General features: G+C 63.5%; 7 protein-coding genes. 5 read left to right on the top strand and 2 right to left on the bottom strand.

Features of this window, described 5'->3' with window-relative positions; all coding sequences use genetic code 11:
- The first annotated feature begins 16 nt into the window (after nucleotides 1-16).
- Together J5289_RS01715 and purH are read left to right on the top strand one after the other, a co-directional pair.
- A complete protein-coding gene (locus J5289_RS01715; protein WP_247749260.1) occupies nucleotides 17-1,675 on the top strand; it encodes a heparinase II/III family protein in 1,659 nt (552 codons plus the stop codon).
- A 101-nt stretch (nucleotides 1,676-1,776) separates the two neighbouring features.
- Nucleotides 1,777-3,393, top strand: a complete 1,617-nt coding sequence (gene purH, locus J5289_RS01710; RefSeq protein WP_209207481.1) for a bifunctional phosphoribosylaminoimidazolecarboxamide formyltransferase/IMP cyclohydrolase — start codon at nucleotides 1,777-1,779, stop codon at nucleotides 3,391-3,393.
- Nucleotides 3,394-3,468: 75 nt separating this feature from the next.
- On the opposite strand, the gene J5289_RS01705 is transcribed toward purH, so the two are convergent.
- Both J5289_RS01705 and J5289_RS01700 read right to left on the bottom strand, forming a co-directional pair.
- On the bottom strand, nucleotides 3,469-4,857 hold the full coding sequence (locus J5289_RS01705) for an MFS transporter (protein ID WP_257623383.1): 1,389 nt from the start codon (nucleotides 4,855-4,857) through the stop codon (nucleotides 3,469-3,471).
- 238 nt (nucleotides 4,858-5,095) lie between these two features.
- Nucleotides 5,096-9,874: an NAD-glutamate dehydrogenase gene (locus J5289_RS01700; protein ID WP_209185480.1), complete on the bottom strand. Its 4,779-nt coding sequence runs from the start codon at nucleotides 9,872-9,874 to the stop codon at nucleotides 5,096-5,098.
- Nucleotides 9,875-10,029: 155 nt separating this feature from the next.
- Between J5289_RS01700 and J5289_RS01695 the strand changes: the two genes are divergently transcribed.
- The 3 genes from J5289_RS01695 (at nucleotide 10,030) to J5289_RS01685 (ending at nucleotide 12,092) form a co-directional block, all read left to right on the top strand.
- Complete coding sequence (locus tag J5289_RS01695; protein ID WP_209185415.1) at nucleotides 10,030-10,350, top strand: low molecular weight protein tyrosine phosphatase family protein; 321 nt, start codon at nucleotides 10,030-10,032, stop codon at nucleotides 10,348-10,350.
- Between the two features lie 156 nt (nucleotides 10,351-10,506).
- Nucleotides 10,507-11,382: a pyridoxal kinase PdxY gene (gene pdxY / locus J5289_RS01690; protein WP_209185414.1), complete on the top strand. Its 876-nt coding sequence runs from the start codon at nucleotides 10,507-10,509 to the stop codon at nucleotides 11,380-11,382.
- A gap of 68 nt (nucleotides 11,383-11,450) precedes the next feature.
- Nucleotides 11,451-12,092, top strand: a complete 642-nt coding sequence (locus tag J5289_RS01685; protein WP_142824505.1) for a carbonic anhydrase — start codon at nucleotides 11,451-11,453, stop codon at nucleotides 12,090-12,092.
- Nucleotides 12,093-12,098: the final 6 nt, after the last annotated feature.

Below are 12,098 nucleotides of genomic sequence, written 5' to 3'. Positions count from 1 at the left end.
CGGGCGTTTTGTGAATTTGTACGCGCGAGAGGCATGGCGGCGAATATCGCGTCGCGCAGCGTTGACACGCCTGCGCCTCACCCGGCACACCGTGCGTGTGCCGGAACGGCTGATCGTCGCGCCGACCGACTTGCGCAGCATCGATGCCTTTGTGGCGGAAGAAATGATCGACGGCCGGATTCCGCTGGCCGGACGCGTGTTGGAAACCAACGGTCGCTCGCCGTTCTCGCAGGAATTGCCGTCCGAAACCTTTGCCGCCCGGCTGCACTGTTTCAGCTGGCTGCGCCATATGCGCGCCGACAAGAGCGGCCAGGGCAGCACACTGGCCCGCGCAATGGTCAACGAGTGGATCGGCCTTCACGGCCGCAAGACCGAAGGTATTGCCTGGGATCCGGATATCGCCGCCCAGCGGCTGATTGCCTGGCTGTCCCACTCTCCTGTGGTGCTGCAGGGCACCGACAGCAGCTTCTACCGCCGGTTCATGCGTTCGCTCACCCACCACGTGCGCTATCTCCGCCATGTGGCAGCGACTGCGCCAGATGGCGAGGTGCGCTTCCGCGTCCGCATTGCGCTTGCCATGTCGTCCGTGACGATGCCGGCGCGGGCTGCGACTATCAAGCGGGCGGGCCAGGCGCTGGATCGGGAGATCGAGCGGCAGATCCTCGCCGACGGTTCCCACATCTCGCGCAATCCGCGCGCTGCGCTGGAACTGCTGCTGGACCTCCTGCCGCTGCGCCAGACCTACATCAATCTCGGCCATGACGCCCCCGCGCGACTGATCGCCGGCATCGACCGCATGTATCCGGCGCTGCGCTTCTTTCGCCACCAGGACGGCGATCTCGCGCTGTTCAACGGCGCCACCTCGACCTTTGCCAACGAGCTGATGTCGGTGCTGCGCTACGACGAGACATCGGGACAGACGTTCAAGGCGCTGCCCCATGCCCACTACCAGCGGCTGTCCGCCGGCCAGACGCTGGTGATCATGGATACCGGCGGTCCCCTCTCGGTCGACCTGTCGCGCACTGCCCATGCCGGCTGCCTGTCGTTCGAGATGTCGTCCGGGCGGCACCGGATTATCATCAATGCCGGTTCACCGAAATTTGCCGGGCCCCGATATGTCCAGATGGCGCGCGCGACTGCGGCGCATTCGACCGTGACGCTGGACGACACATCGTCGTTGACGTTTTCCCGCTCGAAGGTGCTCGGCCCCGTCATGACCGGCGGCGTCAGCGAAGTCTCGGTCGAGCGGCTCGACACCGGCGATGGCCGCGATAGCGTCAAGGCGGCCCATGACGGCTATCTTGCCGCATTCGGGCTGATGCACGAGCGCGAAGTGGCGCTAAACCATGCCGGCACCATCATCACCGGGCACGACCGTTTCTTTGCGCCGGACACGAAAAAGGCATCCAGGAAGAAAGCCGGCGCCGAGCACCACGCTTCGGCCCGCTTCCACATCCACCCGTCGATCACTATCGGCCAAACGCAGCCGGATCAGGTGACCCTGACGGCACCGGACGGCGAAAGCTGGACATTCTCCTCGCCCGGCAACGAAGTGCTGATCGGAGAGGACGTCTTTTTCGCCGATTCCTCCGGCGTACGCGCCTCGGAACTGCTTGAGATCGCGTTTTCGCTCGCGGAAAAAACCGAGATCCGCTGGTTTTTATCCCGCCGCTGAGACGGCGACGGTTTAATCGTCCGGCCGCCTGTGCTAACGCGACGCCATCATCCCGAGCGTCCCCAGCCGGACGCGTTGCGAAGACAGGACCGGAGAACGTCATGGCCGTTGTTTCCAAGAATATTCCAGCTCCCGACAAGGTGAAGGTCAAGACCGCGCTGCTGTCGGTCTCCGACAAGGCGGGCATCGTCGAGCTGGCCCAGGCGCTGCACGACAAGGGCGTCCGCCTGCTGTCGACTGGCGGCACCCACAAGGCGATCGCCAATGCTGGGATTGCCGTCATCGACGTCTCCGAAATCACAGAATTTCCGGAAATCATGGATGGCCGCGTCAAGACGCTGCATCCGCGCGTGCATGGCGGGTTGCTCGCCATCCGCGACGATGCCGAGCACCAGGCTGCCATGAAGGAGCACGGCATCGAGGCGATCGATCTGGTGATCGTCAACCTCTATCCATTCGAGGAGGTCCGCGCTGCCGGCGGCGACTATCCGACGACCGTGGAAAACATCGATATCGGCGGCCCCGCCATGATCCGCGCATCGGCCAAGAACCACGCCTATGTCACCATCGTCACCGACCCGGCCGACTATCCGGCATTGCTCGAACAGCTTGCCACCGACGCCGGGCATACCCATTATGCCTTCCGCCAGCAGATGGCCGCCAAGGCCTATGCCCGCACGGCCGCTTACGACACGATGATTGCCAACTGGTTCGCTGACGCCCTCGACATCGCCACGCCGCACCACCGGACGATCGGCGGCGTGCTGCGCGAGGAAATGCGCTACGGTGAAAATCCACACCAGACGGCCGGCTTCTACGTCACCGGCGACAACCGCCCGGGCGTTGCGACCGCGATGCTGTTGCAGGGCAAGCAGCTCTCCTACAATAACATCAACGATACCGATGCCGCCTACGAGCTTGTTGCGGAGTTTCCGCCCGAACAGGGACCTGCCTGCGCCATCATCAAGCATGCCAATCCTTGCGGGGTGGCCACCGGGCCGACGCTGGCCGAAGCCTATCGCCGGGCGCTCGCCTGCGACAGCACATCGGCGTTCGGCGGCATCATCGCGCTCAACGGCCTTCTCGATGCCGAGACCGCGCATGAGATCGTCAAACTCTTTACCGAAGTGATCATCGCCCCCGCAGTCAGCGACGAGGCGAGGGCGATCATCGCCGCCAAGCCGAACCTGCGTCTGCTGTCGGTCGGCGCCCTGCCGGATCCCCGCGCCCGTGGCATCACCGCCAAGACCGTCTCGGGCGGGCTGCTGGTGCAGAGCCGCGACAACGTCATGGTCGACGATCTCGAACTGAAGGTGGTGACCAAGCGGGCGCCGACTGCGCAGGAACTCGAAGACATGCGCTTTGCCTTCCGGGTCGCCAAGCACGTCAAGTCGAATGCCGTCGTCTATGCCAAGAACGGCCAGACCGCCGGCATCGGTGCCGGCCAGATGAGCCGCGTCGATTCGGCGCGCATCGCCGGCATCAAGGCCGAGGACGCGGCAAGGGCACTGGGTCTCGCGGAGCCGATGACACGTGGTTCCGCCGTCGCCTCCGAAGCTTTCCTGCCGTTCGCAGACGGCCTGCTGTCGGCAATCTCCGCCGGCGCCACCGCCGTCATCCAGCCGGGCGGTTCCATGCGGGATGCCGAGGTCATCGCTGCTGCCGACGCTCATGATGTCGCGATGGTGTTCACCGGCGTCCGCCATTTCCGCCATTGAGCGATATCTGCAGGTAGCGGATATCCGATCTGCAAAATTGTATATCCCGGCCAGCTTTCGCTGCGCCGGGATTTCTTATTCCCGTGCGTCGGCTGGATATGGGGTGGGTAGCAGCAACAGCAGACCGCCGGCCAGAAAAAGGATCAGCGTCGCCATGCCGAGCCGGGCCGAGCCGGAAAAGCTGGTGACGATGGAAAACATCAGGGTCGCCATGAAACTGGTGGCGCGACCTGACAGCGCGTAGATGCCGAAATAGCGGCCGGATTCCTCGAGGCTGACACTGCGCGCCAGGTAGGAGCGAGACGAGGCCTGCACCGGGCCGAAGGCGAGCCCGATCAGCAGCCCGTACATCACGTAGGCCTTTTCCGCCGCTGTGCCGAACAGCCCGCCCGAATCGACTGTCGACAGCTTGAGCAGGCCGAACAGCGTAAAGCCGGGGCCGGTGGAGATGAAGCCGATAGTGGCGATCAGCAGCATGACCAGCCCGATGACGACCATGGTCTTCGACCCCAGCCGCGCATCGAGCCGGCCGGCCACAAGGCATCCGAAGATGGCGACGACGTTGAGGATGATGCCGAAAATGCCGATTTCGATGGTCGGCCACCCGAACATGCCGGCGGCAAAGGTCCCGCCGAGGATAACGACGCCGTTGACGCCATCCTGGTATATCATGCGCGCGATCAGGAAGCGGCTGATGCCCGGCCGATGGCGTAGCGACTTCAGCGTCCTTGCCAGTTCGCCTATCCCCAGTCCGACGGCGGAGCGCATCGGAAGCCCGCGCGGCGCATCGGGCGTGAACAGGAACATCGGCAGGATGAAGATCAGGTACCACACGGCCGCAATCGGGCCGGTGATGCGCGCATCCTGGCCGAGCACGGCGTCGAGGCCGAACAGCGGCTTCAGCCCGAGGATGGTGCGCCCTGTCTCCGGATTACCCGCGAGTAGTGCGACGACTGTGATCAGCACGATCATGCCGCCGAGATAGCCGAGACCCCAGGCGGTGTTCGACAGTTTTCCGACATCGTCCTTGCTGACAAGTCGCGGCATCATCGAATCGTTGAAGACGATGGAGAACTCGGCTGCAATGGAGGCGAGGATGATGAAGATGAACGGATAGATGATCGGCGAGCCAGGTGCTGCCCACCACAGGCAGAACATGCTGATAATCTGGATGACCGCAAAAAAGGCGATCCATGGTTTGCGGGCGCCGGACTGGTCGGCAATCGATCCGAGAATGGGCGAGAGCACGGCAATGACGATCGAGCTGATCGTGGCCATGTTGCTCCACATCGCCTGGGCGCCGACCGGATCGGTCGTCAGTCGCGCGACGAAATACGGGCCGAAGATGAAGGTGATGACCACCGTGAAAAAAGGCTGCGCCGCCCAGTCGAACAGCATCCACCCCCAGATACCGCGCGCCGGAACTTTCGCCGCCTGGGCATCGTCACGCTCTGCAATCGCCACAGTCTGTTCCCTGCTATTCCGCCAGCCTCCCGCCGGACCTTGTCATCCCGAAAGGCCCCGCGCAAGCAACCTGAGGCCGGTTTAGGCGCTCGCAAACGTGCTCGTTTGAGTAATCCGACGCCTCCGAATTCATGGGCGCATTGGGCAAACTTCCCTTGCCGCCAAGGTCATCGCACGGCGCAGCCGCGCCGTGACTGGATCTCTGTGACGAGCACAGAGATGAGGGAAGTCGTGGCAATCACCTCGGCAAATCGTGGGCGAGGTCGCCGAGCAGGCCGGCGGCGACGGTGATGCGGGCGAGATTTGCCTCGCCGCCTTCGCTAAGGCCCGCCAGTTCCTCGGCGATGCGGTTGATGCGGATGCGGTCGCTGGCGTGCCAGGCGGCAAGCGGCTGGCGGTCCTGGGGGTGGGCATTGAGCGCCGAGATGACGATGTCGCGACGCGCCGTGGCGATGCGGTCGAGGCTGCGGGCGAGCGCCAGGTTTTCGTAGTGATCGCCGGTGACAATGCGGCTGCCGGAAACCAGCAGGCGGCTGACCCGGAAGGTCTGCGACACCTCGAAGTAGGTTTCTGCGGCGCGCGCTAGCGCCTCGCCCGTCTGTTCGGCAATTTGCATGACATCGGGTACCAGCAGGAACGTACCGAGTGCGGCAATCTCGCCGGCAAGGCCTTCGGGCACGCCGGCCGCTGCGTAATCGTTGCGCCGGGCATCGATCTCGGCGGCAAATTCGGCCGGGATCCGGCTCGACAGTAAGGGCCGCAGCTTTTTCGCTGCCGCCTGCAGCCGGCCAACGGTCTCGCCGATCTCTGACTTGACCATGCTTGTCTTCAACAGCAGCCGGGTCAGTACGGTGTAGATCTGCCCGATGTCGCCGTAGAGCCGGTTCTGCACTTCGCCGCCGATCTTGCCGTCGAGCCCGTCGACGCCATCCCACAGCCGGTCGAGATCGAACCCGTCGCGGGCGAGCACGGCTGCCTTGACGACCTCGGAAGCGGCGGCCGCCGTTGCATCCATCATCGACACGACAAAAGCCGGACCGCCGCGATTGATCGCCTCGTTGGCAAGACTGGTAGCGACAATCTCGCGCCGAAGCCGGTGTCCGGCGATATCGGCTGCATGGCCGCGATGCATTTTCTGCGGGAAATAGCCGGTCAGCGTTGCGGCAAAATAGGGATCGTCCGGCAGGGCGCTCTCGAGCAGTGCATCGAACAGCACGATCTTGGCGTAAGAGAGCAGCACGCCGATTTCCGGTCGGGTGAGAGGCCGGTCGTTGGCGTAGCGCTCGGCGAAGGTCGCCTCATCCGGCAGCGTCTCGACCTTGCGGCTGAGCTTGCGGGCGGATTCAAGCACGCTGATGAAGCGGCCGAGCTCCAGGCCGTTGCCGGTTCCCTTACGCTCCGTCAGCGAAATAGCCAGCGATTGCAGATAGTTGTTACGCAACACTAGGGCTGCGACCTCTGAGGTCATCGATGCGAGGAGTTGGTCACGCCTGGCGCGTGTCAGGCGACCGTCCTGCATGGCGGAGGCAAGGGCGATTTTGATGTTGACCTCTACGTCGGACGTGTTGACGCCCGCAGAATTGTCGATGGCGTCGGAATTGCATCGGCCGCCCTTCAGGCAATAGGCAATGCGGCCCTTTTGCGTGACGCCGAGATTGGCGCCCTCGCCGATCACCCGCGCGCGGACCTCGTCGGCATTGATGCGGATCGGATCGTTGGCACGGTCGCCGACATCGGCGTCGGTTTCGGTCGGCGATTTCACATAGGTGCCGATACCGCCGAACCATAGCAGGTCGGCCTGGCATTTGAGGATGGCGGTAATGATTTCGAACGGCGTGGCAACCGTCCTGTCGAGCCCGATGGCAGCCGCGGCTTCCCTGGTGAGCGTCACAGACTTCGCCGAACGCGGAATGATCATGCCGCCCGCAGACAGCAGGCTCTTGTCGAAATCCTGCCAGCTGGAGCGCGGCAGGTCGAACAGGCGCTGGCGCTCGGCGAGCGTCGCGGCCATGTCGGGATCGGGGTCGATGACGATATCGCGGTGGTCGAAGGCGGCGATCAGCCGGATTTTCGGCGACAGCAGCATGCCGTTGCCGAACACGTCGCCCGACATGTCGCCGACGCCGACGACGCTGAACGGCGTCGTCTGGATGTCGATATCGAGTTCGCGGAAATGCCGCTTGACGGTCTCCCAGGCGCCGCGCGCGGTGATCCCCATCTTCTTGTGGTCGTAGCCGGCTGATCCGCCCGAGGCAAAGGCGTCGTCGAGCCAGAAACCGGCCTCCTGCGCCAGACCGTTGGCGGTATCGGAGAATGTCGCGGTTCCCTTGTCGGCTGCAACGACGAAATAGGGATCGTCGCCGTCCAGCCGCAATGTATCCGGAGGCGGAATGATATCGGCGCCGGAGATATTGTCGGTGATCGAAAGCAGCGTACGGATGTAGGTCTTGTAGGCCTCCCGGCCGGCATTGAAGATGGCATCGCGGTTGCCGCCGGCCGGCAGTTGTTTCGGATAGAAGCCGCCCTTGGCACCGACCGGCACGATAACGGCGTTCTTCACCTGCTGCGCCTTGACGAGCCCGAGCACCTCGGTGCGGTAGTCTTCCGCCCGGTCGGACCAGCGCAGGCCGCCGCGGGCCACCTTGCCGAAGCGCAGATGCACGCCCTCCACCTCGACGCCGTAGACGAAGATCTCGCGGAACGGCCGGGGTTCCGGCAATCCGTCGAGCTGCTTCGGGTCAAGCTTGATCGCGAACATCGCCTTTGGCGAACCGTCGGCATTGCGCTGGAAATAGTTGGTGCGCAGCGTCGCATCGACGGCGTTGACATAGCGCCGCAAAATGCGGTCGTCATCGAGGCTCGGCACGGAGGCGAGGTCGGTTTCGATCGCCGCATGCAGGGTTGCTAGCCGTTTCAGGCGCGGCTTTTCCTCCAGCGCCGGGTTTAGCGAATCGTGGAACAGGCGGACGATGCTGGCAGCAATGGCCGGATATTTGTCGAGTGTCGTGGCGATATAGTCTTGCGAATAGGCGATGCCGGCTTGGCGCAGATAGCGGGCGTAGGCGCGCAGGATATTGGCGGTCCGCGCGGTGAGGTCGGCCGAGACGATAAGCCGGTTGAAAACATCATTGTCGATGCTGCCTTCGAAAGCCGCGAGAAAGGCCTCCTCGAGGGCTGCGCCATGGCGCTTGAGATCGAAGGCGACGCCGTCGCGCGCCTCCAGCTCCATGTCGTGCAACACCACATCGCCGCTGATCCCGGACCCCTCGACGTGGATGTCGAAGGTGCGTTCGCTGAGCACATTGAAGCCCAGGTTTTCAAGCAGCGGTACGCGACGCGACAGGGCAAGGTTGCCCTCGCCGTGGAAGATTTTTAACGACAGCACGTCGGTGTCGCCGAAGGAGCGCCTGTAGAAGCCGATGCGGATCGGCGCATCGCCGGCGCAGGCCATGATGGCCGGCAGGTCGGCCACGGTCTCTTCCGGGGAAAAAGCCTCCTGGAACGCCTGGCTGACGGTGAGGTCGGGCGCGGCCGGGCCGGCCAGCGCCTCCAGCCGGTCGATCCAGCGGGCAGCGATGGCCCGGACGGCATCTTCCAGCACGGCTTGCGCGATATGCGGCGTGCGACCGATGGTGCGGCCGATGATGAAATGCACGCGCGCCACGCCGCCTTCCGGAAAGGCCGGATAATAGGCCGAAACGCGGCCGTCATAGACAGTCCGCAGATAGGCGCCGATCTTTTCGCGCACGACCGAATCGTACTCTTCACGCGGCACATAGACGATGACGGACACGAAGCGGTCGAAATGGTCGATGCGCGGCAGGACCCTCACCCGAGGCCGGTCGGCGAGGTCGTTGATCTGCTCGCAGAAGGTGGCGAGCAGGCTCGTGTCGATCTGGAAGAGATCGTCGCGGGGATAGGATTCCAGCGTGTTCTGCAGCATGCGGCCGGAGTGGCTGGTCGGATCGAAGCCGAAATGGTCCGTGACCTTCTGGGCCTTGGCCCGCAGCAGCGGAATGTCCGACAGTTCGGCGGTGTAGGCAATCGAGGTGAACAACCCGACGATGCGCAGTTCGCCGACGACATTGCCCTTCTCGTCGAAACGTTTGACGCCGACATAATCCATGTAGGCGCGGCGATGTACCAGCGACTTGACGTTGGCCTTGGTGACGATGAGGAAATCCGGGCCATCGAGGAACGCCAGGATTTCTGGCGTCGTGGTCACGGCATCGCTCCCCTGGCGCAGCACGCGGACGTCCGGATTGGCGAGAATGCCGAGGCCCGTGCCACGGTCCCGCTCGACGGTCGCTTGCTTGCCCTTGCCGGAATAGACGTAGTCACGCATGCCGAGGAAGGTGAAATTGTCGTCCCGAAGCCAGGACAGGAAGGCCAGTGCCTCGTCTCGCTCTGCCGCACGGCGCCCAGCGACATGTGCGCTGAGTTCGTCGATGACAGTGTCGAGCCGCGCCAGCATCGGCTGCCAGTCGCCCACCGAGAGATGTGTCTGCTCCAGCACCGTCCTGACGCGGACGATGAGGGCATCTGCCTGCTCCGCCGTCAACGGCGCCAAGTGTAGCTGGATATGGCTGACGCGCTGGCCGGGATCGCCGGCCTGCGCCGCCTTTAGAGCGGGCGTGCCGTCCGGCTGCAGCGACAGGATCGGGTGCACGGCCATCGCCACGTCGCGGTAGGTGCTGGTGACTTCGCCCATCACCGATTCGTAGAGAAACGGCATGTTGCGGTCGGTGATCGACAGCACCGAGACAGCAACGCCCCCGGGTACGACTCCCTCTATCGGCGCAACGCTGATACGGGCCTCGCCGGACCAGCGGCCGAGTTCGTCTGCGGTGTGAATGGCGGTCAGTGCCAGCATTTCGGCGCTGTAGCGGGCCATGTCGTCATTGCTGGCCTGCCCGAACAGGATTTTCGGATCGAGGTAGGTCTTGCCCGACGCTTCGGCCGCCTTGACCGCCGCCTCGATCAGCTTTTCCCGCTTGGGGTTCATTCTGGCCATGATTGCACTCTCCCGACGCATCCTGCTCCCAAGCAGACTTCAGAAGCGATAGAGATGCAACCGCAAAAGATTATGACGGGGTAGTAAGATCGAACCGCGTTTTGACTTCACCGGCGCTTCGGTCACCGCGTTCGATTTAATTGCACAGAGATCTCGACATGCGAAACATCCTCTTCGTCTGCAGTCAAAACAAGCTTCGCAGTCCGACGGCCGAGCAGGTGTTTGCCGCCAGGCGTGACATCGAGGTTATGTCGGCTGGCACAAACAACGATGCCGAAAATCCTCTGTCGACGGAGTTGGTCGAATGGGCAGACATCATCTTCGCGATGGAGAAAATCCATCGATCCAAGATACAGCGCCGATACCGATCGGTGCTGAAAGGCAAGCGGATCATCTGCCTCGACATTCCGGACGACTACACCTTCATGGACCAAAGGCTCATCGCACTTTTGGAGGCCAGGGTGCCGCGCTACTTGTAACGTTCCAGGCGGCGCAGGCCCGGACCTCCCAAGTGGCCGGCGCGACCGTGATTTTGGTGCGGTCTGCCAGGCAACGTCGATCTTCGTTGACAGGCAACCGCGAACGCCTCATCAAACATTCCGTAAACACGGCCAGCATCACTGAAAGTCATCACCATGTCGGACACAGCAGAGGGCGCGGTCCTTGTCATTTCCAGCCACGTGGTGCGGGGCTCGGTGGGTAATCGTGCTGCCGTCTTTGCGCTGGAGACGCTGGGGCATCCCGTCTGGGCGCTGCCGACCATTGTTTTGCCCTGGCATCCCGGCCACGGCAGATCGACGCGGCTGACATTTCCCGAAGCTGATTTCGACCTCGCTATCGACGACCTGCTGGCGGCACCCTGGCTTCCGGAGATCAAGGCCGTGCTGTCCGGCTACTTCGCCAATGCCGCCCAGGCACATTCGGTCGCCCGGCTGATTGCGGCAATGCGCGAAAAGATGCCGGACCTGTTCTATGCCTGCGATCCCGTCATCGGCGATCTCGGCGGGCTCTATGTGCCGCAGCCGACGGCGGAAGCCATCCGAGACCATCTCTTGCCCCTCGCCTCGCTGGCAACGCCGAACCGCTACGAGCTTGCCTGGCTTTCCGGCGCGCCGCTTGACGACAACAATGCCGTGATGGAAGCGGCCCTGGCGCTTGGGCCGTCGCGCATGCTGGTGACTTCGGCGGTGCCGATGATGGCCGGCGGCACCGGTAATCTCTATCTGAGCGGCCGCAACGCGCTGCTGGCCGAACACCGGGCAATCGACAACGCCCCGAACGGTCTTGGAGACCTGCTGGCGGCGCTGTTCCTGTCGCGTCTGATGTCTGGCATGGACGAGGAGCGGGCGCTCCAGCTGGCAACAGCCAGCGTCTACGAGGTGCTCGCGCGTGCCGTGAAGCGCGGCAGTGACGAACTGACGCTGGCGGCCGACGCGGCCAGCCTGTCGACACCGATGGCCATGGTGCAGATGCGCCACCTCATGCATCCGGCCCACCGTCGCAAGCGCTAGCGGCGGCGACACAAATTTTTAACATCTCGACTGTTGATCTCGGCGTCTCGCCGCGCTAATCGGGATGCATGCACACTTTTCCTTCTTTCCTGATCGACGGCTACAACAGCTTCATGGGCGGGCGCTACGTTGACGAGCGCGAGCGCTATCGCAGCCTTGCGGAGCAGGGCCAAAGCCCCTCGACAATGGTGATTGCCTGTTCCGATTCGCGGGCAGCCCCGGAAACAATTTTCGATGCCGGTCCCGGCGAGATGTTCGTCATCCGCAACGTCGCCAACATCGTGCCGCCCTATGAGCCGGATGGCAATTTCCATGCGACATCGGCAGCACTCGAGTTTGCCGTACAGGCGCTGAAGATCAAGAACATCGTCGTCATGGGCCACGGTCGCTGCGGCGGTATCCGCGCTGCCCTCGACCCGAGCTCCGAGCCGCTGTCTCCCGGCGACTTCATCGGTCGCTGGATGTCGCTGGTTTCCACTGCGGCCGAGCAGATCCAGAACAACGACATGATGACCCAGGGCGAGCGCCAGACGGCACTCGAGCGCGTTTCCATTCGCAATTCGATCGCTAATCTGCGCAGCTTCCCGGATATCCGCGAACTCGAAAAAGAGGGCCAGTTGCAGCTTCACGGCGCATGGTTCGACATCTCGACGGGTGAATTGTGGGTCATGGACGGCGAAACCGGCGACTTCATCCGTCCCGGCGCTTGATACCCC

It is taken from the genome of Rhizobium sp. B230/85 (assembly GCF_019355735.1).
Classification (GTDB): Bacteria; Pseudomonadota; Alphaproteobacteria; order Rhizobiales; family Rhizobiaceae; genus Rhizobium; species Rhizobium rhododendri.
The sequence above is the reverse complement of the archived record's forward strand: the minus strand, read 5'-3'. Positions and strand labels throughout refer to the sequence as shown.